The 23,207-nt window shown below is 67.2% G+C and carries 24 protein-coding genes and 1 tRNA gene; 13 read left to right on the top strand and 12 right to left on the bottom strand.

Annotation, left to right across the window (positions count from 1 at the left end; genetic code table 11):
* Positions 1-65: 65 nt before the first annotated feature.
* A complete protein-coding gene (locus V7Q48_RS07115) occupies positions 66-1,670 on the top strand; it encodes a carboxylesterase/lipase family protein (RefSeq protein WP_333837166.1) in 1,605 nt (534 codons plus the stop codon).
* Positions 1,671-2,384: 714 nt separating this feature from the next.
* Here the strand turns inward: V7Q48_RS07115 and V7Q48_RS07110 are convergent.
* The 7 genes from V7Q48_RS07110 to infA form a co-directional block, all read right to left on the bottom strand.
* Positions 2,385-2,816, bottom strand: a complete 432-nt coding sequence (locus V7Q48_RS07110; RefSeq protein WP_333837359.1) for a tyrosine-type recombinase/integrase — start codon at positions 2,814-2,816, stop codon at positions 2,385-2,387.
* 9 nt (positions 2,817-2,825) lie between these two features.
* Entirely contained in the window at positions 2,826-3,203 is a 378-nt protein-coding gene (locus V7Q48_RS07105; protein WP_333837165.1) for a phage integrase central domain-containing protein, read from the bottom strand.
* A gap of 365 nt (positions 3,204-3,568) precedes the next feature.
* Positions 3,569-3,644 (bottom strand) — tRNA-Phe (locus tag V7Q48_RS07100).
* A gap of 135 nt (positions 3,645-3,779) precedes the next feature.
* Complete coding sequence (yacG, locus tag V7Q48_RS07095; RefSeq protein WP_333837163.1) at positions 3,780-3,947, bottom strand: DNA gyrase inhibitor YacG; 168 nt, start codon at positions 3,945-3,947, stop codon at positions 3,780-3,782.
* 66 nt (positions 3,948-4,013) lie between these two features.
* Entirely contained in the window at positions 4,014-5,030 is a 1,017-nt protein-coding gene (locus V7Q48_RS07090) for a ribonuclease (RefSeq protein ID WP_333837161.1), read from the bottom strand.
* A gap of 11 nt (positions 5,031-5,041) precedes the next feature.
* Positions 5,042-5,644 (bottom strand): Maf family nucleotide pyrophosphatase, encoded by a 603-nt coding sequence (locus V7Q48_RS07085; protein ID WP_333837159.1) that lies wholly within the window; start codon positions 5,642-5,644, stop codon positions 5,042-5,044.
* Positions 5,644-5,889, bottom strand: coding sequence for a translation initiation factor IF-1 (gene infA / locus V7Q48_RS07080; protein WP_333837157.1), 246 nt, complete (start codon positions 5,887-5,889; stop codon positions 5,644-5,646). Before infA ends, V7Q48_RS07085 begins: the two co-directional genes overlap by 1 nt.
* A 323-nt stretch (positions 5,890-6,212) precedes the next feature.
* On the opposite strand from infA, the gene V7Q48_RS07075 reads away from it, so the two are divergent.
* On the top strand, positions 6,213-8,900 hold the full coding sequence (locus V7Q48_RS07075; protein ID WP_333837155.1) for a TonB-dependent receptor: 2,688 nt from the start codon (positions 6,213-6,215) through the stop codon (positions 8,898-8,900).
* A 20-nt stretch (positions 8,901-8,920) separates the two neighbouring features.
* Here the strand turns inward: V7Q48_RS07075 and V7Q48_RS07070 are convergent, their stop codons facing one another.
* Together V7Q48_RS07070 and V7Q48_RS07065 are read right to left on the bottom strand one after the other, a co-directional pair.
* Positions 8,921-9,832 (bottom strand): nucleoside hydrolase, encoded by a 912-nt coding sequence (locus tag V7Q48_RS07070; RefSeq protein WP_333837154.1) that lies wholly within the window; start codon positions 9,830-9,832, stop codon positions 8,921-8,923.
* A 256-nt stretch (positions 9,833-10,088) separates the two neighbouring features.
* Entirely contained in the window at positions 10,089-10,982 is an 894-nt protein-coding gene (locus tag V7Q48_RS07065; protein ID WP_333837153.1) for a LysR family transcriptional regulator, read from the bottom strand.
* A 96-nt stretch (positions 10,983-11,078) separates the two neighbouring features.
* On the opposite strand from V7Q48_RS07065, the gene V7Q48_RS07060 reads away from it, so the two are divergent.
* The 3 genes from V7Q48_RS07060 (at position 11,079) to V7Q48_RS07050 (ending at position 12,824) form a co-directional block, all read left to right on the top strand.
* Positions 11,079-11,408 carry a nuclear transport factor 2 family protein gene (locus tag V7Q48_RS07060; RefSeq protein ID WP_333837151.1) on the top strand — a complete coding sequence of 110 codons (330 nt, stop codon included), beginning with the start codon at positions 11,079-11,081 and terminating at the stop codon, positions 11,406-11,408.
* Positions 11,405-12,193, top strand: coding sequence for an SDR family oxidoreductase (locus V7Q48_RS07055; protein ID WP_333837149.1), 789 nt, complete (start codon positions 11,405-11,407; stop codon positions 12,191-12,193). The genes V7Q48_RS07060 and V7Q48_RS07055 overlap by 4 nt, the downstream gene beginning before the upstream one ends.
* Before the next feature lie 61 nt (positions 12,194-12,254).
* Complete coding sequence (locus tag V7Q48_RS07050; RefSeq protein WP_333837147.1) at positions 12,255-12,824, top strand: DNA-3-methyladenine glycosylase I; 570 nt, start codon at positions 12,255-12,257, stop codon at positions 12,822-12,824.
* Here the strand turns inward: V7Q48_RS07050 and V7Q48_RS07045 are convergent.
* Complete coding sequence (locus V7Q48_RS07045) at positions 12,821-13,207, bottom strand: PilZ domain-containing protein (protein ID WP_333837145.1); 387 nt, start codon at positions 13,205-13,207, stop codon at positions 12,821-12,823. The two genes, V7Q48_RS07050 and V7Q48_RS07045, sit on opposite strands and share 4 nt — an antisense overlap.
* 166 nt (positions 13,208-13,373) lie before the next feature.
* Here V7Q48_RS07045 and uvrC point away from each other — a divergent pair, with 166 nt between their 5' ends.
* The 3 genes from uvrC (at position 13,374) to V7Q48_RS07030 (ending at position 17,071) form a co-directional block, all read left to right on the top strand.
* The gene (gene uvrC, locus V7Q48_RS07040) at positions 13,374-15,317 is read left to right on the top strand and encodes an excinuclease ABC subunit UvrC (protein ID WP_333837143.1); all 1,944 of its coding nucleotides are present in this window, start codon (positions 13,374-13,376) and stop codon (positions 15,315-15,317) included.
* 180 nt (positions 15,318-15,497) lie between these two features.
* The gene (locus V7Q48_RS07035; protein ID WP_333837142.1) at positions 15,498-16,544 is read left to right on the top strand and encodes a hypothetical protein; all 1,047 of its coding nucleotides are present in this window, start codon (positions 15,498-15,500) and stop codon (positions 16,542-16,544) included.
* On the top strand, positions 16,544-17,071 hold the full coding sequence (locus V7Q48_RS07030; RefSeq protein WP_333837141.1) for a hypothetical protein: 528 nt from the start codon (positions 16,544-16,546) through the stop codon (positions 17,069-17,071). Before V7Q48_RS07035 ends, V7Q48_RS07030 begins: the two co-directional genes overlap by 1 nt.
* 8 nt (positions 17,072-17,079) lie before the next feature.
* Here the strand turns inward: V7Q48_RS07030 and V7Q48_RS07025 are convergent, their stop codons facing one another.
* Entirely contained in the window at positions 17,080-17,985 is a 906-nt protein-coding gene (locus V7Q48_RS07025; RefSeq protein WP_333837140.1) for an acyl-CoA thioesterase, read from the bottom strand.
* Positions 17,986-18,183: 198 nt separating this feature from the next.
* Complete coding sequence (locus V7Q48_RS07020; RefSeq protein WP_333837138.1) at positions 18,184-20,283, bottom strand: sodium-translocating pyrophosphatase; 2,100 nt, start codon at positions 20,281-20,283, stop codon at positions 18,184-18,186.
* A 288-nt stretch (positions 20,284-20,571) separates the two neighbouring features.
* On the opposite strand from V7Q48_RS07020, the gene V7Q48_RS07015 reads away from it, so the two are divergent.
* The 5 genes from V7Q48_RS07015 (at position 20,572) to V7Q48_RS06995 (ending at position 22,829) form a co-directional block, all read left to right on the top strand.
* Positions 20,572-20,805, top strand: coding sequence for a type II toxin-antitoxin system Phd/YefM family antitoxin (locus V7Q48_RS07015; RefSeq protein WP_333837137.1), 234 nt, complete (start codon positions 20,572-20,574; stop codon positions 20,803-20,805).
* On the top strand, positions 20,802-21,188 hold the full coding sequence (locus V7Q48_RS07010; RefSeq protein WP_333837135.1) for a type II toxin-antitoxin system VapC family toxin: 387 nt from the start codon (positions 20,802-20,804) through the stop codon (positions 21,186-21,188). The genes V7Q48_RS07015 and V7Q48_RS07010 overlap by 4 nt, the downstream gene beginning before the upstream one ends.
* A 67-nt stretch (positions 21,189-21,255) precedes the next feature.
* Complete coding sequence (locus V7Q48_RS07005) at positions 21,256-21,645, top strand: hypothetical protein (RefSeq protein ID WP_333837133.1); 390 nt, start codon at positions 21,256-21,258, stop codon at positions 21,643-21,645.
* A 129-nt stretch (positions 21,646-21,774) separates the two neighbouring features.
* A complete protein-coding gene (locus tag V7Q48_RS07000; RefSeq protein ID WP_333837132.1) occupies positions 21,775-22,623 on the top strand; it encodes a GIY-YIG nuclease family protein in 849 nt (282 codons plus the stop codon).
* Between the two features lie 35 nt (positions 22,624-22,658).
* On the top strand, positions 22,659-22,829 hold the full coding sequence (locus V7Q48_RS06995; RefSeq protein ID WP_333837131.1) for a hypothetical protein: 171 nt from the start codon (positions 22,659-22,661) through the stop codon (positions 22,827-22,829).
* Positions 22,830-23,207 lie beyond the last annotated feature (378 nt).

Below are 23,207 nucleotides of genomic sequence, written 5' to 3'. Positions count from 1 at the left end.
GCAGCCGGCATGATATCGCAGGCAGCACCACCACAGCGGCGTGTATCTTGACAGGAATCCCCCCGATGAAGCCCCCCCTCAGCACGCTCGCAGCCCTGGCTTTGTGTCTTGTTCCTGCCGTGCAAGGGGAGGCGCGCACGCCCGCCGCGCCGACCGTGACGACCGAATCCGGCCAGGTCGAAGGCGTCGCCCAGGCGTCGGGCGGGCAGGTCTTCATGGGAATACCCTATGCAGCCCCGCCGGTACGAGACCTTCGCTGGAAAGCGCCCCGACCGGCGGCGGCGTGGACGGGCGTGTTCCATGCCGATCGGTTTGGGCCGCAATGCATCCAGCCGCTGCGCAACGCGCAGGCCAACCAGTATGGTGGGGCAGAGGTCACCAGCGAAGATTGCCTCTATCTCAACGTCTGGACCCGGCCGGGCCTACGCAAGGCGCCGGTCATCGTCTACATCCACGGCGGCGCCTTCTTCATCGGCTCGTCGGCCATGCCGATCTATGGCGGCGAGGCCGTGGCCTCGCAGGGGGCGGTGTTCGTCAACTTCAATTATCGTCTGGGTGCCCTCGGGTTTCTTGCTCACCCCGAATTGTCCGCGGAATCGCCGCAGAAGGTCTCGGGCGACTACGCGTTCCTCGACCAGATCGCCGCGCTGCAATGGGTTCGCCGTAACATCGCCAAGTTCGGGGGCGATCCCGACAACGTGACGATCGCCGGTCAATCGGCAGGCTCGATGTCGGTCCAGGTGCTGCAGGCCAGCCCGCTCGCCAATGGGCTGTTCAAGCACGCGTTCGCCATGAGTGGTGCTGCCGCCGGCGGGCCGAGCCCGACGCCGCCCTTGGCCCAGGCCGAGCAGGAAGGAGTCAAGCTCCAGACCGTGCTGCATGCCCGGAGCCTTGCCGAATTGCGCGCCATGCCGGCCGACCGGATTGTCGTTCCGCGCACCGCCGATGGTCCGAAGATCGGCCCGGTCCAGGATGGATACGTCTTGCCGGAAAGCATCGAGAAAACGTTTCAGCGCGGCCGGCAGAACGATGTGCCGCTGGTCGTCGGCTTCACGCACGACGAATCCTTCGGGGGCCTGGGACCGGTAAAGGATTTGCCTGATTACCTCGCCAAAGCCCGCGCCCGTTTCGGCGATCGTGCGCCGGAATTCCTGGCGCTCTATCCCGCCAGCGACGACGCTGCCGCTCGCGACGCAGCGCGCGCGGCGGACCGCGACGCGACGATGGCAGCCGGCATGGGCCACTGGGCCGACCTCGCCGTGGCGAACGGCAAGTCCAAGGTCTACTCCTACGAGTTCGCGCGCCCGCACAGCTATGCACCCGGCGCAAAATTCTCCGACCTCGATCCCGCGACGGCCGGGGCCTATCACACCTCGGAGGTACCGTTCTGGCTGGGTACTCTGGACTCGTTCAACATCTATCGCACCACGCGTGCCTGGACCCCCGCTGATCATGCTTTCAGCACGGAAATGACACGGTCGCTTGTCGCCTTCGCGCGTACCGGCAATCCCGATACGACTGCGATGAGCTGGCGGCCCTACACGTCCAATGCTCCGGTCTTGCTGGGCCTCAACCAAGTTGCCCGGATCATGCCATGGCCAGAGCGTCGCAAGCTGGAGTTCTTCCGCTCGCTCGGCCAGGCGCAGGCCGTGGGCGCGGTGCGGGACTGACGCATCCGCCCTTGCGCCGATGAAGATTGTTGCAGCAGCGGGACGACTCTGCCGCGATAGATCGCGGGGCAACCAGCCCTATTGCCACGTCACGGGTACGATTGCGCCCGCGTTGCGTTGCAAGCTGCGTTTGCCGCTACACGGCTGGACGCAGCGCCTGCCTTAGACCGCATGCGGCGGCCTGTGCGGCAACCTGCGCGTCGCAAGCCGTGCGCTGGTGGTCACCCGTGGTGGAGGCCCCCCAGGCGCAAGGCAGCAATGTCGGCGGTGCTGATTCACAGGTGATCCAGCCGTTAACGTTCCAGCATCGACGCTCGGTTTGCCGGCGATCTCGCTCCCGCTCCTCTCAGTTGCAGATATGCCGCTCGGTATCCAAATCATCGGAAACGCGGACGCCGATGTAGCATTTTTTGGCTTCGCCCGTTTCTTGGCTGGAATCTGAAGGGAAATGCCTATCCTGAACCGCACCGGTTGGCCGGAGGGTTCAGCTCCGGATCGTTGAATGAACGAAAGCCTGCTTTCAGCGGTCGCGAAAGGAGGCGTGAACGGCAGCTTCGCGAGCGATCGTGCCGAATGCCCTGGGCAATGGCCACATCGGCAGCTCACGCCCAGTTGCAGTCGTGGCCGATCACTCATATCCGCGTCGGCGGTCCTGAGGCAAATCGGGCCAAGCCAAGGCGAGTTACCGCCGATGTCCTTCGTGCCGAACGCTCCTCAATCATCCATCAGCGCCCGGCGCTTTGTGAAGAAATCGGTTCGTCGGTAGGCGCGCTCGACCGCATAGGGCACTTCATGGGCCAACGCCGCCTCGGCGATCTCTTCGGGATAATCGGTTTCATCGCCGCGCCGGCCGGCAAACGTGCTGCGAAAGCCGAGGACGCGGCAATCCAGCTTCATGTCGCGCAAGACTTTGGTCAGGGTCATGACGGAGAGCGGTGTGCGCGCGTCGGAGGGAAAGATCAGGTCGACGTCGCGGTGCTTGTAGACCGCCGCTTCCTTCAGGACAGCCAGTGCGGCAGCCGACAGCGGTACACGGTACGCCTTTTTCATCTTCATGCGGGTGGCCGGGATGTTCCATTCCGCCGCTTGCTCGTCGATTTCGCTCCAGCGGGCGCCGCCCGTCTCGCCCGAGCGAGCGGTGGTCAGGATCGTGAACTACAGAGCCAGGAAGCCCTTGGTCTCCTTTGCCGCGAGCTTGCGCCAGAAGGCGGGCGCCTCGGTATGGGGCATCGCTGCATGGTGCTGACTGTCTGGCAGCTTCGGAAGCCGGTCCGACACGGCCTCGGCGAGAGAGTTTTCCAGCAGGTGCCCATCCGGGCGCAAGAAGCGCAGAATCCGGATGATGGCCTGGCGAACGCGGAGCGCGGTTTCAGGCTTGCTCGTCCAGTTCGGGCGGAGGAGGTCGGCGCGTACCGTCGCGTCGATCGTCTGGACCTCGAGATGGCCAATCCTGGGATAGGCATAGGTTGCCAGGCGTGTTTGCATGGTGGCGATGGTTGCTGCCCCTAGCTTTGCGCCGGCGAGGCCTTCCATCGCCACCTTGGCCGCGTCACGAAACAAGGTGCGCTCGGGCTTCTGGATCTGGAAGGCCAGTGGTTCGCGGCCCTCACGGATGTCCTTGCGATACTGCTCCGCGAGTTCCCCGGGCCTTGGCGAGCGAGGTGCCGGGATGGCCGCCCAGCCTGAAATCGCGGCGCTGGACGTTGAAGGTGAGGCGAAGCATGCAGGATTTGTGGCTCGAGGCCTGAACCCCCAACATCAGGCCTTTGCCACACAAATAGTCCGGCTTTGGGGGAACGTCGATGGACGATGCAGGAACGCGGAAAGTGCCCTGAACGTTGAACGCAAGGCTTATTCGGCCGCATATGGATATCAATGGATGGGTCTGGAAGGTCCAATGGTGCCCGGGGACGGAATCGAACCGCCGACACCGTGATTTTCAGTCACGTGCTCTACCAACTGAGCTACCCGGGCATCCCGCAGTGGCGGCCGATCCGGGCGCCTCGCGTTTGGTGAAGCGCCCTATGACGGGGCGGTGGCGGGTTGTCCAGCCCCTGTCTGCATCAATTTTTCCACAGGAGGGCAATTTTGTGACCTGTGGAAACGCGCTTAATCGGGGGCTTCGTCCTCGGCGTCGACGGCGGGGCCGGGAAGGACGTAGCCGTCCTCGAGCCAGCGCATCAGGTCGCGGTCCTTGCAGCGGGTGGAGCAGAAGGGCTTGTGAGCGTCGCTGCGCGGCTTGCCGCATATGGGGCATCGTTTGGCGGAGGTGGTCATCGGCAGGGTCTTCCGAAGTGGGCTGGAAATAGGCGGGTCATGGCTTTGGTGGCCGAGCTCACGCGTTCAGGCGCTCAGGGCTTGGGCGAAACCCGCGGTGGGGGCAAGGGCGGGGTCGGTCGCCCAGCGCAGCACGCGGCCGGTGCGGCGGACCAGTTCCGCCTCCCAGTCCGGCAGGACCGCCGCGCGCAGGGCAGGGTGGCAGGAGAGCAGCAGGGTGCCCGGGCCGTTCACGCGCTCGGCGCGGCGCAGCAATTGGCGGGCCGCCGCGCTCATGGGATGCCGCGCGAACAGTGCCGGCAGCGAGGGCCGTTCGAGCCGGCTGACGAGTTGCACGAAGCCATAGCCGTTCATCGCGGTCCGTTCGGCGCGCCAGCCGAGCAGCGCCTCCAGGCTCGCGAGCGCCTCGCCCAGCGCGGCGTCGACGGACTGGCGTTCGCGCTTGTCGGCCAAGGTGGGGAAGTCAATGCCGATCGAGCCGCCGATGTCGAGCCGCGCAAGGGCGCCGACGATGGCGGGCACGGCGGCGAGAGCCAGCGCGGCGAGCGGCGGGCTGCCGTCGACGTCGATCAGTGTCATAGCCGGTGTCGGGCTGACGCACAGGCCCCCGCGCGTGAAGGCGATCTCGCCGGTCATCGCTTCTTCGACAAGGTCGTCCCAGCCGGCCTCGTCGAGGTCCCTGTCGGTCTGGCGCAGCGTGCGCACGGGGAAGGGGCCGGTGGCCAATTGCTCGGCCAGCGACGGCGCGGGGCGCGGTTCGGCGCCGTCGGGGGCCGGGCGCGCCATGGGGAGCTTGGTGCGGCCCTTTTCGGCGATCGCGGCGCGGGTCACCTGGAACAGCGCGCGCTTGCCCTCGGTCAGCGCCGGGGTCAGGCCATCGACCAGGGCCACAGCGCCGTCGGAGAACTGCACGGTGCCGCGCCGGGTGCCGGCGAGGCGGCTGGCGACGCGGGCCTGCGCCACGAGGCCGGGCGCCAGCACCGCACCATGCCAGTCGATCCGGGCGGCTAGGATGGTGGCGCCATCCACGAGGGCGGCACGGGTTTCGCCGATGCCGTGCTCGATCAGCCAGGCCGCGGCCACGCCCCGGCCGCTCAGGCCAGAAGGCCGGCGGCCACGAGCAGGCGCCGGGTCTCGAACAGCGGCAGGCCGATGACGCCCGAGTGGCTGCCCGCCAGCCAGACGCAGAAACCCTCGGCGCTGCCCTGGATGGCATAGCCGCCGGCCTTGCCGTGCCATTCGCCGCCGGCGATGTAGGCGTCGATCTCGGCCGGGGAGAGGCGCTTGAAGCGCACGATGGTCTCGCTCAGCGCCTCGCGCATGACGCCGTCGGGCATGCGCAGCGCAACCGCCGAGAACACGCGGTGGCGGCGGCCCGAGAGCAGCGCCAGGCATTCGCGCGCGGTTGCCTCGTCCTCGGCCTTGGGCAGGATGCGGCGTCCGGCGCCGACGACGGTATCGCCCGCGAGGATCGCGGCGTCGGGCGCGAGCGCGGCGGCGGCCTCCGCCTTCTGCGCGGCGAGGCGCACGGCGTGAGCGCGCGGCAGCTCTGCCGGCAGCGGGCTCTCGTCGATGTCGGTGGCGAGCAGGCGATCGGGCACGAGACCCAGCCGCGCGATCAGGTCGCGACGGCGGGGGCTGGCCGAGGCGAGCACCAGGGGAATGCGCGATGTCGAGCCGGGCGCGTCAGCGCCCATCAGAACGATCCGGGGCCGCCGCGACCAGGCATGAAGCGGTACGTGATGCGCCCTTTGGTCAGGTCGTAGGGCGTCAGCTCGACCAGCACTTCGTCGCCCACCAGCACGCGGATGCGGTTCTTGCGCATCTTGCCGGCGGTGTGGCCCAGGATTTCGTGGTCGTTTTCCAGGCGGACGCGAAACATGGCGTTGGGCAGCAGTTCCACGACCGTGCCGCGCATTTCGAGGAGTTCTTCTTTCGCCATCGGCGGGTTCGGTAGCCTTTTTGCAGGATGGCCTGGACAAGGACCGGCACCGACACGGCGCTAGCTGCAAAGGCCATGGATAAACCGTCGCCGAAACGACGCGCGTGGCGCCCATAGCGTTCCGAACACGAAAAGAAAAGCCCCCCGGCTCGTGGCGGTTTGATCGGGGCGAACGACAAATTGATACGAATTGTGCGTTGTTTGCAAGGGGCCGCCGGGCCAGCACCGTACCAGGACAGTGCCCTGCTGCACCGCAGCGCCGGAACCGCGTCGCCATGCGCCGGTTTGGCGAGGGACCATTTGGAATCAACGCCGTGAAGCCCATGACCGTGACTTATCGCCACAGCCTGACCCTCGCTGCGTCCGCGCTGGCCCTGATCGGGGGCCCAGCGGCGTTCGCTGCGGCTGCCCCGGCCGCCCCGTCCGCGGCCGACCCCCAGGCAGCGACCCCCGTCGCGCCCGGCGGCGTCGTCACCGCCGATGGGCAGGCGACGGCGGCATCGCCGCAGATGATGACCGGCGATGGCCGGGCGGGCATCGACGTCAATGGCGATGGCATCGACGACGATACCGGCGAGATCCTGGTGGTGGCGACGCCCATCCGCGGCGTGGTCAAGGCCGACCAGCCGCCGATCGTGACGCTCGATGAAGAGGAAATCGCAGCCTACGGCGTCAACTCGATCTCGGACCTGCTCAGCGTCCTGGCGCCGCAGACCGGATCGGGGCGCGGGCGCGGGGGCAGCGGCGGGCCGGTGATCCTGCTCAACGGCATGCGCATATCCTCCTTCCGCGAGATGCGCGGGCTGCCGCCCGAGGCGATCCGCCGCGTCGAAGTGCTGCCCGAGGAAGTGGCGCTCAAGTACGGCTATCGACCCGACCAGCGCGTGGTCAACTTCATCCTCAAGGACAACTTCAAGAGCTACGGCTCTGAAACCGAAGTCGGCCTGCCCACCAACGGCAGCTTCGCCACGGTGAGCGAGGAGGCGACGGCAGTGCGCATCGCCAACAAGGCGCGCATCAACGTCACGGGGACGCTGTCGACCCAGAGTGCCATCACGGAGGCCGAGCGCGGCATCCAGCAGACGCCGACCGCCGCACCCACGGTGGCCGGCGATCCTTCCGCGGCCGACTATCGCACGCTGCAGGGCAAGGCGGACAGCGCCGCGCTCAACGCCACCTGGTCCAAGCCGATCGGCGTCGGCACCGGGCTGACGCTCAACCTGCTGGCGCAGCGCGATTTCAGCCGCAGCCTCAACGGGCTGAGCACAATCACGCTGACCGATCCGGCGGGCAATTCGGCGACGCGGACCACCGCCACGCCCGAGCCGCTGACCACGCGTGTCTATACGACGACGATTTCCGCGGGCGCCGGCCTCAATGCGGGCGTGGGCGCATGGCAGCTTTCGGTCACCGCCGACGGCAGCCATGTCGAGACCACCACGCGCATCGACAACCGCGCGGACCTCAGCGGACTGCAGACGCTGGTGACCGCAGGCTCACTGGGCGTGACCGATCCGCTGCCCGGCAGTGCGATCATCGCCGTATCGCCCGACGAGGCGCGCAGCCGCACCGACTCGCTGACCTCGCTCGCCACGCTGAGCGGCCAGCCCTTCCGCCTCCCGGCCGGGCCAAGTTCGCTAACGGTCAAGACCGGCTTCGCCTATTCGGGCATCAACAGCACCGACAGCCGGACCATGACCGGATCGACCCGGTTGCGGCGCAGCGATGCGCAGGCGGGCTTCAGCCTCGACATGCCGATCACCAGCCGGCGCGACAATTTCGGCGGAGCGATCGGCGACCTTTCGCTCAACCTCAATGCCGAGGCACATACGCTGTCGGACATCGGCGGTCTTTACGACTACGGCGCCGGGCTGACCTGGCGACCGACAGAGAAGCTGTCGCTGACCGGCACCTTCATCGGCACCGAAGTCGCGCCGACGCTGAGCCAGCTCGCCGCGCCCACCACGGTGACGCAGAACGTCGCGGTCTATGATTTCACCAAGGGCCAGACCGTGCTCGCCACGGTCATCAGCGGCGGCAACCCGACCCTGGCCAAGGAGCGTGACCGCGACATCAAGCTGGCGGCCAACTGGACGCTGCCGTTCCTGACCAACTCGACCTTCGTGCTCGAATACTTCCGCAACCTCAGCTTCAACGCGGCCACCAGCTTTCCGCTGCTGACCGCCGATGTCGAGGCGGCCTTCCCCGGGCGCGTCACGCGCGACCAGAACGGCAACATCATCTCGATCGACCAGAGCCCTGTGATGTTCGCGCGGCAGGAAAAGCAGAGCCTGCGCTATGGTATCAATCTCAGCGGCAGCTTCGGCACGCCCGACCCGACGATGCAGCGCGGCGGCCGTTTCCCCGGCATGGCCATGATGCGCGGCGCTGGCGGGCCCCCTCCCGGTGGCCCGGGCGGTCCGCCGCCTGGTGGACCCCCGTCTGGTGGTATGGGCGTGGCGGGCGCGGGCGGTCCTCCTCCCGGTGCGGGTGGCCCCCCGCCGGGCGGAATGGGCGGCGGCCGTGGCGGGTTCGACGGGCGCGGGCGCTGGAACCTCTCGCTCACGCACACGATCATCCTCGCCAGCCGCGTCCAGCTGACGCCGGGCGGGCAGATCTACGACCAGCTCGGCGGCGATGCCCTGACGACCGGCGGCGTGGCGCGCCACAGCATCCAGCTCGAGGGCGGCGGCTTCTATCGTGGCTTCGGCCTGCGCATCACCGGCACCTATACCGGCGGGGCGCGCGCGGATTCGGGGCAGACCAGCCTCGACTTCCACCCGATCGCCACGCTCGATGCGCGCGTCTTCGCCGATCTCGGCCGCAAGCCGGCGCTGGTGAAGGCCGTGCCGTTCCTCAAGAACTCACGCGTGTCGCTAGCCGTCAGCAACCTGTTCGACGGCACCCAGCGCGTGACCGACCAGAACGGGCAGATCCCGCTGCGCTACCAGGTGGGATACCTCAATCCCACGGGCCGCGTGTTCAAGCTGGAGTTCCGCAAGCAGTTCTGAGGTTTCAGCCTGACTGCCAATCAGCCAAGCTGGCCTGCGGCGTGGAGGCGCATCAGCGCGGTGAAATCGGAAAACGTCAGCCGGGCGTCCAGCGTATCGTAGACGCGGATCGTCCGGCCGGCGATGGGTTCGCCATAAGTGTAGTCCGGCCCAATCTGCCGCGCAGTCGTTTCGGTATAATGGCTGCTCTCGCTCGACAGCGCGGTGAGCAGCACGGTCGGGCTGTCGCCAAGCGGCCAGGCCCCGGCGACGTGGATGAATTCAGGCGGGGTGGTGAACCGGTCGTAGAGAAACGCCCCGAGCGGCGATAGGGTGGCAAGCTGGTCGGTCATCTCCGCGACCGAGGCCTGCATCTGGCGATAGGCACCCTGCGGCACCTGCCACAGCGGCACCGCCGACTGCTCGATCACGGCGCGGGCGGCGGGAAGGTCGGTCGCCAGGTTGTACTCCCAGCCTCCCGCCGGATAATTGCCACCGCCGATCCAGATGACGGTCATCCGTTTGGCGATCGCCGGCTCGAGCCGCAGCGCGGCCGCAAGATTGGTCAGCGGGCCACCGCAGGTGAACACCAGCGGCAGAGGATCCTCGCGCATCGCCTCGGCGACGATGGCGCGCGCGGCCGGCGAGGGCGCGGCCTCGGCTACGCCCGGATTCTCCGAGCCGATCACGACCGGTGGCGGGGTGGCGATGCCTGCGATCCCGATCAGCTTTTCAGCCAGTTGCTTTGCATCCGCCGCCGAGCGCCTCGTGATCGCGGGATCGCTGGACCTGGGCGCGAGCGCCGAGCACGTGACGAGCACCGTGCGCGTCTTGGGCGTCAGCAACTGGTGCGCCAGCGCGACGAGCCCGTCGGGATCGCCGGCAAAATCGTTGTCGATGATGACCCGCGCCGATGTCTTCTGCGGAATCCGCCGCAGCGGATGCCCTGCCATCCCGGCAGCCAGAGCCCGGCGACCTCCGGCCACGCCGACGCTCAAAAGCGCCCCACCTGCCAAGGTCCCCAGCGCCATTCGTCTTGTCGGCATTCGCTCGTCTCCCCTCGCATCGCGGCTCGCCACCGCCTTTATGGAGAGGGGCTTAGCGGGCGTGCCGCGCGCGGCATAATCGACAGCGGGCATGATCTTGCATTACCGAGGTTGATCGTTGACCCGGATCGGCCAATGACTGGCCGCGTCGATCCCGGCGCCCTCATCGGTTCGATTGTCTGGCCATCTCGATCACGGCCTTGAAGGCCGCCGAGGGATTTCGCCGTGTCGGATAATAGAGGCACAGTGGCGGGACGGGTGGCGTCCAATCGTCCAGAATGCGAACGAGACGGCCCGTGGCGATATCGTCGCGAACATCGGCTTCCATGAAGTAGCCGATGCCGACGTCGTCGAGCACGGCGATGCGCGCCAAGCTCGATTCATCGAGCGTGATCGGCCCAGCGACGTCGATCTGCACGGGTTCGCCATCCTTCTCGAAATGCCAGCGGTGGATCGCGCCATTGGGCAGGCGGATGCGCAGGCAGCGGTGGCGGAGCAGGTCCGCCGGGCTGCCGGGCGTGCCGTGGGCGTGAAGATAGGCTGCCGTCGCGACGACGGCAAAGCGGCGCGTCTGGCTGACGGGTACCGCGATCATGTCCGTTGGGACAAGGTTCGCCGCCCGCAGGCCGAGGTCGAACCCTTCCGCGACGATATCGACGATGCGGCCCTCGGTGACGAGGTCGATGTGCACCTGCGGATGCCGTTCGAGGAACCGCAGCAGCAGCGGTTGCAGAATTTCCCGCGCCCCCGATGCAAAGGCATTGATGCGCAGCGTTCCCGACGGCGTTTCCTGCTGCGATCGCGCCGTGCCCATCGCGTCGTGAATGCCGCGAACCGCAGGGCCGACCTGTTCGACAAAAATGCGCCCCGCATCGGTCAGCGAGACGGCGCGGGTCGTGCGGTTGAACAGGCGGATGCCGAGCTGGCCTTCCAACCGGGCCACGGCATTGCTGAGCGCCGTCGTCGACAAACCCAGGTCTATCGCTGCTGCGCGAAACGAGCCCAGCCGCGCGATCGCGAGAACGGCGTCGAAATCGACCAGCCCATGCCGCGTCATTGTCCTGCCTTTCGCAACGTCACATGCCGATTTGACCCGATTATCACAATGATGGCGAAAGCCTAGATCTCCCGTATCAAGCCCGGGAGACCCGCAATGCCGCTCGAATTACCCCAACCCATCGCCGATTTCGTCGCCGCCAATGCGCGGCTGGACACGGATGCCATGCTTCGTCCTTTCGCCGATGGCGCGGTCTTCGCGGACAATGGCAAGCGCCACGAAGGGCGGGACCAGATCCGCAAGCTGCTGGCCGAGGAAGTGGTCGCGGCCGAGGCGGTCTTCACCCCCGACACCATGCGGGAGGAGGACGGCAAGATCGTGGTCGAAGGGCCGGCGCATGGAAACTTCCCTGGCAGCCCGATCCGCTTCACTTACCGTTTCCTGCTGCGCGACGAGGCGATCGAAGCCGTGGAGGTGACCCTGTGACCCGGCACCACCATCCCGACGAGTTCGCCGGAAAGCGGGTCTTCGTCAGTGGCGGAACCAGCGGCACGGGCCGCGCCACGGTCGAGCGGTTTCTGGCCGGAGGTGCCCGCGTCATCACGGCCGCGCGCCGGCCACAGCCCGCAGATGACCGCGTCGCGTTCGTGCAGACCGATCTGACCACCGTGGCAGGCAGCGAGGCCTTGGCCGAGGCGGTACTCGACCGGTTCGGCGGGATCGACATTCTTGCCCACGTCATCGGTGGCTCGTCTGCACCCGCTGGCGGCTTTGCCGCCTTGACCGACGAGCACTGGCTGGCCGAACTCAACCTCAATCTTCTGGCGTCCGTCCGCCTCGATCGTCTGCTGGTGCCGGCGATGATCGCCCAGGGCGCCGGGGCGGTGGTTCACGTGACCTCGATCCAGTCGGTCCTGCCCCTGCCGGAATCGACCACCGCCTATGCCGCGGCAAAGGCCGCGCTGCGCACCTACAGCAAGGCGCTGTCGAAGGAGCTGGGTCCCAAGGGCGTCCGGGTCAATGTCGTGTCACCCGGCTGGATCATGACGCAGTCGGCGATGCATTTCCTCGAGCGCCTGCAGGCAGAGAACGGCGGCACGATCGAGGACGCGAGGCAATCGGTGCTCGATGCGCTGGGCGGCATCCCGATCGGTCGCGGGGCCGAGCCGGAGGAAGTGGCCGACCTCATCGCCTATCTGGCGTCGGATCGCGCGGCGGCAATCCACGGAGCCGAATTCGTGATCGACGGTGGTACGGTCAGCACCGTTTGAAACCGCTGCGCCGCTCGTCGATTCGCGTGAGCGACGGTGCCAGCTGCCGACTGGAGAGACCATGACCCCGACCGACACAGACGCATCGTCCTGCCCGCGTTGCGCTTGGGCGCAGGGCGATCCGCTCATGCAGGCCTATCACGATACCGAATGGGGCGTGCCCCAGCATGATCCACGCATGCTGTGGGAAATGCTGATGCTCGAGGGATTTCAGGCCGGCCTCTCGTGGATCACCATCCTGCGCAAGCGTGAGGCCTTTCGCGCCGCCTTTACCCATTTCGACCCGGTCAGGGTCGCGGCCTTCGACGAGCGCGATGTCGAGCGGCTGATGGGCGATGCGGGGATCGTCCGGGCGCGGGCGAAGATCGAAGCCACGATCAACGGGGCGCGGATCTACTGCGCCATGCAGGACCAGGGGGAAGACTTCGCCCGGTTCTGCTGGGGCTTTACCGATGGCAAGCCGGTCCTTGGCGATGGCAGGACCTTGCCTGCCAGCACGCCCTTGTCCGAGACGATTTCGAAAGAGCTCAAGCGCCGCGGATTCAAGTTCGTCGGTCCGACCATCACGTATGCGTGGATGCAGGCGGTCGGGATCGTCGATGACCATTCCCTCGCCTGTTTCCGGCGCTAGCAGAACCGCCGCCCCAGCACGAATTCGCGCGCCGCGCGGCGCTGGGTGTCGCGTTCGTATTCGGCATAGCCGTCGGCGAAGTCGCGCAGGGCGACCACGTCGGCGAGGGTGAGCGGTTCGTCGAACTGGAATCCGCACTGGCCGCGTTCGGTCCAGACCACCGCGCCGAAACCCTCGACGCGGTTGATCTGCAGCACGCCCGTTTCGCCCAGCGCCGGTCGCTCGGCCATGGCCATGCGCGCGCCGGTGCGCGAGAGGTCTTCGACCACGCAGGCCACGATGCCGCCGCGCAGGATCAGCCGGGCCGGGATGCGCAGCCGCGCCCGGGCATCGGCGCGGCGGCCGCGCTGGCTTGACGGGGCGGGGAAGGAACCGGGCTGCATCGTGCCGGAATAACCCGGTCGCCGTGAACCGGCGCTTGCCAGGAACCCGCGCATCTCTGCGTATGCGGCGCGCTGCACGGGGCAGGTGGGGGTTGTCCACCACTCGCTGCGCAGGTGCCCCCTCGGCCCCCTCCCCAAAGCGGGTGCGAGTGCCTATCTGGCGGGGATGGCCCGCAAGCCCGCAGCATCCGCTCCCGACCGCGACACCGAACGCTTCCACGAAGACGCCGCCACGTCCACCGTGCGCGGTGCCGAGCAGCCCGACATCGACAAGGGCGTCGAAACCATCCGCGAGGTGGTCCGCACGCTCAAGCCCAAGCCCGGCGTCTATCGCATGCTCGATGCGCGCGGCGACGTGCTCTATGTCGGCAAGGCGCGCGCGCTCAAGAACCGGGTGGCCAACTATACCCAGGTCGATCGCCTGCCCAACCGCCTGCGCCGCATGGTCAGCCAGACGCGGTCGATGACGATCGTCACCACCAATTCCGAGGCCGAGGCGCTGCTGCTCGAAGCGCAGCTCATCAAGCGCTATCGCCCGGCCTACAACGTGCTGCTGCGCGACGACAAATCGTTCCCGTTCATTCTGTTGCGCGCCGATCACGCCTTTCCGCGGATCATGAAGCACCGCGGCGCGCGCAAGGCGAAGGGCAACTATTACGGCCCCTTTGCCAGCGCCGGTTCGGTCAACACCACGATCAACGCTCTGCAGAAGCTGTTCCTGCTGCGCAGCTGCAACGACGGCTTCATGGCGCGGCGCGACCGGCCCTGCCTGCTCTACCAGATCAAGCGGTGCTCGGCGCCTTGCGTCGATCGCATCTCGACCGACGACTATGGTGAGCTGGTGCGCCAGGCCAAGGACTTCCTCGGCGGCAAGTCGGGTGCGGTGCAGCGCGAGATCGAGACGCAGATGGCGCATGCCGCCGAGAGCCTCGACTTCGAGCGCGCGGCGATGCTGCGCGACCGCCTGCGCGCTGCCACCTTCATCCAGGGCAGCCAGGCGATCAACGCCGAAGGCGTGGGCAACGCCGACATCTTCGCCATGGCCACCAAGGGTGGGCAGGTGGGGATCCAGGCCTTCTTCATCCGCGGCGGACAGAACTGGGGCCATCGCGCCTTCTTCCCCAGCCACACCGAAGGGCTGGAGGAGGCCGAAGTCATGACCAGCTTCCTCGCGCAGTTCTACGAGGAAGTGCCGCCGCCGCGCCTGATCCTGATGGACCGCGTGCTGCCCGAGGCGGAGCTTCTGGCCGAGGCGCTGTGCGAGGCGGCGGGCGGCAAGGTCGAGATCTCGGTCCCGCAGCGCGGCGACCGGCGCCGGCTGATGGAACAGGCGCAGCGCAACGCGGTCGAGGCGCTCGACCGGCGGCTGGCCGAGACCGGCACCAAGGCCAAGATCCTGCGCGAACTGGCCGAATTCCTCGAACTGGCCGACGTGCCGCAGCGCATCGAGGTCTACGACAACAGCCATATCCAGGGCACCAACGCGCTGGGCGGCATGGTCGTGGCCGGGCCCGAAGGCTTCATGAAGGGCCAGTACCGCAAGTTCAACATCAAGCGCGCCGAGACCCAGCCGGGCGACGACTTCGCGATGATGCGCGAGGTCATGGCCCGCCGCTTCGGCCGCGCGCAGGAGGAAGACCCCGATCGCCAGAGCGGCACCTGGCCCGACCTCGTGCTGATCGACGGCGGCAAGGGGCAGATGACCGCCGTGCGCGAGACGCTGCAGGAACTGGGCATCGAGGACGTGCCGCTGGTGGCGGTGTCGAAGGGCCCGGACCGCAACGCCGGACGCGAGCATTTCCACTTCCCCGATGGGCGCGAGAAACTGCTGCCACTCAATTCGCCGGTGCTGTTCTACCTGCAGCAGTTGCGCGACGAGGCACACCGGTTCGCGATCGGCGCGCATCGTGCCAAGCGCAGCCGCGCGATCAGCGCTAGCCCGCTCGACGAGATTCCAGGCATCGGCCCGGCGCGCAAACGCGCGCTTCTGCTCCATTTCGGAACGGCCGGGAAGGTGCGCGCCGCCTCGCTCGAGGACCTGATGCGTGCGCCGGGTGTCAGCGCGACCGTCGCGCAAACCATCTACGACTTTTACCACCCGGGCGGCTGAGGGGCACGAACCAGCCCATGTGTTAATCCGTTCTCGCGGTGATCGGCCGACGGGATCGGTGATTTTGGCGGTATCGTCGCCAGGCTCGCTAACCAGATTCGACAAAACTTCGCTGGAGACCTGTGGTCTATACGGGGGAAGGGGTCGGCCGTGGGAATGCCGGCCTGGGGAAGGGTCGCTATGTTGCAGGGGAAATCACGCGCACGCCGCGTCGCGCTCTCGCTTGCCTTAAGCTGTGGTGCATGGGCTTCGACCGCGCTTGCGCCGGCGGCTTTCGCGCAGGAGGCTTATGGCGCCGCATACGCCGGCGCAGCGCCTGCCGGAAACGGCGTCGGGTCCGCGATCGAGCTGGAATTCTGGCGCGCCGTGGCCGGCAGCAGCGATCCCGATATGTATGCCGCCTATCTGCAGCAATATCCCGCCGGCTCGTTTGCGCCGGTCGCGCGGGTCAAGCTGAACGCGCTGCGGCGCATGGCACCGGCGGCGGCTCCTGCCCTGCCGGCTCCACCCCTTGCGCCGGCTACGCCCTTAACGCCGGCTGCACCCGTCACGCCGGCGGCGCTGATCCCCGCGGTGCAGGAACCTGCCGCGCCCGCGCTTCCGGCGGCGCGACCGCTTCCGCCCCCGGCCATGGCCGCAGCCCCGGTGCCAGCCCAGCAGGTGGTCGCCGCCGGCACGCCTGCGGCCGGCCCCGATAGCGCCAGCGACACCGCGCTGTTGGCGCAACTGGCCGCCAGCCAGGAAACGCCTGTGGCGGCGCCCGCGCAAATGCTTCCGGCCTCCGCGGTCACGCCTGCCGCGACAATGCCGGCCGCCCAGGCCGTGCCTGTTGCTGCGACACCCGCGGTCGTGCCGGCGGTTCTCGTCGCCGATCGCGGCGCGACACTGGCCTCGGGCCGGCCTGCGCTCGCGCAGGTGACGCCACTAGCCGTGCCGCGCTCGTTCTGCACGGCTGCCGACCGCAACACCTGGCATGCCACGGTCTTCCGCCCCGCCGCCGACGCGGCCGAGGCCAACAACGCCCGCGCGGTTGCCTATCTGCGCGGTATCCAGGCGCGCTATGACGGGCTGGCGCTGGGCGATCCATCCATGCGCAATGCGCTGGCGGCAGAGGGCGCGGCCTACAAGCCGGTCGCCGATGCGACATTCGCGGCGCAGCAGGCCCTGGTGCAGCAGTTCGATGCGCTGATGGCCGTGCCGATCCAGCCCTGCATGGCGTCGCGCTGATGGCCTACCCTCCAGCAATCCGGCGCCCTGTGACCCGCTGCCACGCGGCTCTGCTCGCGCTCCTGGCCCTGGCAGCAAATGCGGTCAGCCCGGCAGGTGCGGCCACCTGCCTCGACGTGCCCACGCTCGAGGCCGCGCGCATCAACCAGTTCCAGACATTGGCGATGACCGTATCGCTGCGTTGCCGCGTGGTGAGCGGCCGCGTGGAAGAGCGTTTCTCGCAGCTGATGATCGTGCATCGCGGATACTTCGCCGCCGCCGACCGGGTCATGCACGGCTTTGTCGGCGCAGGGCACGGCTTTTCCGGGGCACACGCCTTCGACAGCTACGCGACGCTGCTCGCCAATCACTATGGCGGCGGCGCGACCACGCCAGCCGCCTGCACCGCGATGGAGCGTGCGCTGGATGCGGCCACGAATGACGCCAGCGGCCGAACGCTGCACCGCATCGCAATGGCCATGGTGGCAGAACCGGAGGCGCAACGGCTTGGGTGCCCGGCGGCCGGTGCGGTTTACGCCCGGCGCTAGAGAAAGCCTCAGCCGACCTTGCGGACGAGGCCTTCCTGCGCGGTCTCGGCAATCAGGCGCCCGTCGCGCGTGAAGATGCGCCCGCGGCTAAGGCCCCGCGCATTGCCCGCCCAGGGGCTGTCGCAGGCATAGAGCAGCCACTCGTCGGCACGGGCATCCTCGTGGAACCAGATCGCATGGTCTAGGCTCGCCCCGCGCGCGGTGCCGGCGGCCCAGCTCAGCGCGTGCGGCAGCAGCGCCGTGCCCAGCAGCGTCATGTCGCTGGCATAGGCGATGATCGCGCGGTGCAGCGCCATGTCGTCGGGCAGTGGGGCGACGCAGCGGAACCAGGTGTGTGCCACCGGCTCGGCCGCGGACTGGCGCAGCCAGTTGATCGGCTCCACCGGGCGCATCTCGATCGCGCGCGGCCGCTTGAGCAACTGGCGCTGCGCTTCCTCGATGCGTTCGAAATAGATCGTCAGCAGGTCGGTCTCGCTCGGCAGCGCTTCGGGCTTGGGCACGGCGGGCATCGGCAGCGTGTGGTGGATGCCGTCCTCGCGCTTGTGGAACGAGGCGGTCATCGAGAAGATCGTCTCACCGTCCTGCTCGGCCACGACGCGGCGGTTGGTGAAGCTGCGCGCGTCCATGTCGCGCATCACCGTGTAGCGGATTTCGCTGTCCTCGCTGCCGCCGCGCAGGAAATAGGCGTGAAGCGAGTGGACCGGGCGCTCGGCCGCGACGGTCGCCTGCGCGGCCGCCAGCGCCTGCGCCACGACCTGGCCGCCGAATACGCGCCCGACACCGCCGGGCTTGCGCGGGCCGAGGAAGCTGTCCTCGCCCGCGGGGGCAACGGTGAGCAGGCGGGCCAGGCCGGCCACGATGTCGGCAGGGTCTTGGGAGGCGGTGAGCAGAGTCGTCGACAGGGGGTTGAGCATGGCCGGCCCTTGGCTTGGCGCGGGTGCGGCGTCAACGCATCGGAAAGGACCGTCACAATTTTGAAATGATGAGGCCTGCGCCTTGCAGCGCCACGAAAAATCCCGCCCGACTGCTGCCAGCCCGGCGGGATTTCCCGTTCCTCCCCAACTCGGGGCACATCAGCGCGGGGTTGGTCCCCGCTGCTGACATCGATGGCGTCAGCCTGCGGCGTGGCTGGCGAGTGCGGCCAGCAGCAACAGGGCGACGATATTGGTGATCTTGATCATCGGGTTGACGGCCGGGCCGGCGGTGTCCTTGTAGGGATCGCCCACCGTGTCGCCGGTGACGGCGGCCTTGTGAGCCTCCGACCCCTTGCCGCCGAAGTGGCCGTCCTCGATGAACTTCTTGGCATTGTCCCAGGCCCCGCCGCCAGAGGTCATCGACAGCGCCACGAACAGGCCGCTGACGATCACGCCGAGCAGGAGCGCCCCCAGCGCGGCGAAGGCATCGGCCTGGCCCGCCACCCAGCGGATGACGAAATAGACCGCGACCGGCGCCAGCACCGGCAGCAGCGAAGGCACGATCATCTCCTTGATCGCGGCGCGGGTGACGAGATCGACGGTGCGGGCATAGTCGGGGCGGCTGGTGCCGGCCATGATCCCCGCATTGCTGGCGAACTGGTCGCGCACGTCGACCACCACGTCGCCCGCCGCGCGGCCCACCGCTGTCATGCCCATCGCCCCGAACAGGTAGGGCAGCAGCGCGCCGAGCAGCAGCCCGACGATGACGTAGGGGTTCTCGAGGCTGAAGTTGACGGTCAGCTGCGGGAAGAATTCGCGCAGGTCCGTGGTATAGGCCCCGAACAGCACCAGCGCGGCCAGCCCCGCCGAGCCGATGGCATAGCCCTTGGTCACAGCCTTGGTGGTGTTGCCCACGGCATCGAGCGCGTCGGTCTTCTCGCGCACCGCATCGTCGAGTCCGGCCATCTCGGCGATGCCGCCGGCATTGTCGGTGACCGGGCCATAGGCGTCGAGCGCCACGACCATGCCGGCCAGCGCCAGCATCGCGGTGGCGGCATAGGCGATGCCGATCAGCCCGGCGAGCTGGAAGGCGATGATGATGCCGGCGCAGATCACCAGCGTCGGCAGCGCGGTCGCCTCGAGGCTGATGGCCAGGCCCTGGATCACGTTGGTGCCGTGCCCGGTGACCGAGGCCTTGGCGATCGAGCGCACCGGGCGGAACTTGGTGCCGGTGTAGTATTCGGTGATCCAGATGATCAGCCCGGTGATCGCCAGGCCGACGAGCGCGCAATAGAACAGCGTGCGCCCGGTAAAGCCCTCGAGTCCGATCGGCGCCTCCATGTCGCCGAGCGCGGTTTGCGTGGCGAACCAGATCGCCGGGATCGAGAGGATCGCGGTGACGAGGAAGCCCTTGTACATCGCGCCCATGATGTTGGTGCCGCCGCCCAGCCGCACGAAATAGGTGCCGATGATCGAGGTGACGATGCACACGCCGCCGATCAGCAGCGGCAGCGCCATCAGCGGCAGCAACAGCGCGCCGGTGCCCTTGATGAGCAGCCCGGTCAGCACCATCGTCGCGCCCACGGTGACGACGTAGGTCTCGAACAGGTCGGCGGCCATGCCGGCGCAATCGCCGACGTTGTCGCCCACGTTGTCGGCGATTACGGCGGGATTGCGCGGATCGTCCTCGGGAATGCCGGCCTCGACCTTGCCGACGAGGTCGGCGCCTACGTCGGCCGCCTTGGTGAAGATGCCGCCGCCCAGCCGCGCGAAGATCGAGACGAGCGAGGCGCCCAGCGCCAGCGTGGTCAGCGCGGTGATGACCGTGCGGTCCCCCGGCGCATAGCCGGCCGCCGCGACGAGATACCAGAAGAAGCCCGCGATCGCGAGCAGCGCGAGCCCTGCCACCAGAAGCCCGGTGATGGCGCCGGCGCGGAACGCCAGCGTCAGGCCCTGCTGCAACCCGCTTTGCGCGGCCGCAGCCGTGCGCACGTTGGCACGGACCGAGACGTTCATGCCGATGAACCCGGCAACGCCCGACAGCACCGCCCCGATCACGAAGGCGAGCGCGGCGAGCGCCCCCAGCGTTATGGCGACGATGATCGCGACGACGACGCCGACGATCGCGATGGTGGCATATTGACGCTTGAGGTAGGCTTGGGCGCCTTCCTGGATGGCGCCGGCGATGTCCTGCATTTTCTGGTTACCGGCAGGGCTTCCCAGCACTTGGCGGCTGGTGACGAACCCGTACAGAACGGCCAGTAACCCCAGCCCGATGGCGGTTACGACTAAGTTCACGATGGCATCCCCCTATTTCCCCGCGCCCCGGCTTTTATGATGCCAGGTACGCGACGCGCCCTTTTTTATGGGTGCAGGGAGGAAGCTAAATCATTTGCAGCCGCCCGCAAGCGATATTGTCGGGGCGGGGGGGTGCTGCGGACGAATTCAGTCCTGTCTTTGAAACGCCCCAAGCCAGGACCGGACAAAGCATATGACAACTCGGAACGTTGGACCCGGAGCTGCCCTAAAGGACCGTCCTTGTCTGCTTCGGCTGACTTAGCTATATGGTTAGCCACGGAGACCCGCATGGCCCAGTTCTCGGTCCACGATGCCAAGACCAACCTGTCCCGCCTGATCGCCGACGCGCTCGCGGGCGGTGAGGTGGTGATCGCGCGTGGGAATGTGCCGGTGGTGCGCCTGGTGCCGGTTGCCCCGCGTGGACGTCGGCAGTTCGGGGCGCTCAAAGGCAAGATTGCGATGGATGCGCGGTTCGACGAGCCGCTGCCCGACGATGAACTGGGTGGGTGGAGCCTCGCTTGAGGTTGCTACTCGACACCCATGCGCTGATCTGGTGGCTGGCGGGTGACGATGCGCTAAGCCGCCGTGCCCGTGAAGCCATCGCCGACGAGGGCAACGCGGTCGCCGTCAGCGCCGCCTCGGCCATGGAGGTTGCGACCAAATTCCGCATCGGCAAGCTGCCGGACGCAGCGCTGCTGGCCCAGGACTTCGAGGCCGTCATTGCCGAACAGGGATTCGACGAACTGCCGATCAGCGTCCACCATGCCCGGCTCGCGGGCGAAATGAAGATCGCTCACAAGGACCCGTTCGACCGGCTGCTGATTGCGCAGGCGCAGGCCGAAGATATGGTGCTGGTGTCAAACGAGGCGCTGTTCGATGGCTTTGCGGTAAAGCGCCTCTGGTAGCATCCGCGTCAATTTTCGGGAGGGCTGGCGCGGGCACCGATTCCAGGGGCGCTTTGCCAGCTATCCGATGGATGATGCGCACTTGATGGTCGCTGTGCGCTATTTCGAAAACAATCAGGTGGCCGACGGCCTGATTGCAAACGCGGCCGACTGGTCATGGTCGAGGGCACGCAGCCATGTCAACGGGCGCCGCGCAAGACACGATCCGCTCACCGATCTGGCCGCGATGCAAGGCATCGCCTCCAACGGGCGTGCCATGCTGCGCCACGGGTTGGAGGCTGGCGGCGTTGGCGAGAACGGCATCGCCGTTGCCGAAGCCATCGAGGCCCGCCTGCGCACCGGACGCCCTCTTGCCGCAGACGCTTGGATTGCGCACCAGAAGGCCGCCTTGGGCCGCCCCTTGACGCCAACGCAGCCTGGCCCCAAGCCGAGGAAGGGCGAAGGTGGCGGCATTTGAGTATACTGTCCCCAGATTTCGCCGGCAGTTGAGTATACTGTCACCGGAATGCCCGAGTATACTATCCCCGGAATTCCTGTCCCCGAAAATCCCTGAAATGTGGTAGCTGAACGAAGCGGAAGGCGAGAAATGGACGGATTACTGCTATTCGAAGGCGGACGTTCTGCTGCGGACGAGTATCTTCGTGGCATCGCAGGCAACTTCTACGTCTATTTGCTTTGCCGCCCTGATGGTCGGCCATTCTATATCGGAAAGGGCGTCAACAGGCGCGCGCTAGAGCATGAAGCCGAAGCACGGCGGAATCATCCGATCGGCGAGACGAACCCTTTCAAATGCAACGTGATCCGTAAAATCCTCAGGGAAGGTGGACAAGTTCTTTATCGCATTGACACGATCTATGAGCGTACCGACCAACAAGGGTGCTTAGAGCGAGAAGCAGTCTTGATTAAGAAATACGGGCGCTTGCATGAAGGTGGCCCCTTGACCAACCTTGCAGGCGGTCTAGGAAATTTGTCTGGGGCGGCCCCGCATAGCTTGGCTCGTCATGCCGATACCCTTTCGGGTGAACCCACGGATAATCCAGAGCGGGCTGTCCTCAATCGTTTCCTCCTAGGGATCGGCCCTGTTGAGAGCGTCCCGGTGAAGCCGATCAGACAAATCTCACGCATCCTTCAGACGACGCCGCATCCGCAGGCTCGATCTCCAACGCTCCGTTGCGCCTATGCCTTGATCGCAAGTGCTTCAGCGTCAGGCCAACAGCTATCGGCGGGCGTCCAGCTCCCTCGCGCCTTCTCCTATCAAGGCGTGGAGGCGATCATTGAAAATGGTGTCGCACGAGACATTACAAAGGCGGGGATGGCTGATCTCATCGCTAGCGAAGATCCCCGCCGCGAAGGCTTCCAGCTTTCGGCCGGGCAAATTGGAATAATCTCGAAACTCGTAGGCGAAGCATCGCTCGCCGAAAGAGGGCTGATTTGAGCGGGCGGTTGCTCAGCATGACGGGGAGGGGGCGGATGATCTTCGTTGAAGATCTGATGGCGAGCCTAGCGCAGCGTCGCACCGTTTTTTGCTCAGAGGCTGATTTTCAGCACGAGCTTGCCTATGAATTCGGCGTAGTCGTCCTACCCTCAACGTCAAATTGGAATGACCACTCACCGCCCCAGTTCGGGGAACAATTGACCTGATCGTCATAAATTCCGGGGGCAGCATCCGCAATTCCCATCATCGACCGCACCATTCAGCTTACGGCTGACCGGCCCTGGCTTGAACCTGCGATCCTAAATTGGTCCGCATCATTCGATTCAGTCGTCGGCGGCACAACGCACGCTCTGCGCGCAAAGCCTCTGCTGCCTCCACCACCTCGCGGCTATCGTCGAGAAAGCCCTAATGCTGATACCCCAGCGTCCCACCCGGCGCCGCGCCATCGAGCAGCAGCGGCGCAGGGCCGGCAGGCTCGGCGCGGCCGATGCAGGTCGCGGGGCAGGGCGGCACGGTTCCAGCCGGCAGCGTGAACAGCAGTTCGTAGTCGTCGCCCCAGCTCAGCGCGTCGCGCAGACGGGCGG

Origin of the sequence: Novosphingobium sp. (assembly GCF_036803765.1) — a bacterium.
Lineage (GTDB): Bacteria > Pseudomonadota > Alphaproteobacteria > Sphingomonadales > Sphingomonadaceae > Novosphingobium.
This window is presented reverse-complemented; position numbering and strand designations above follow the sequence as displayed.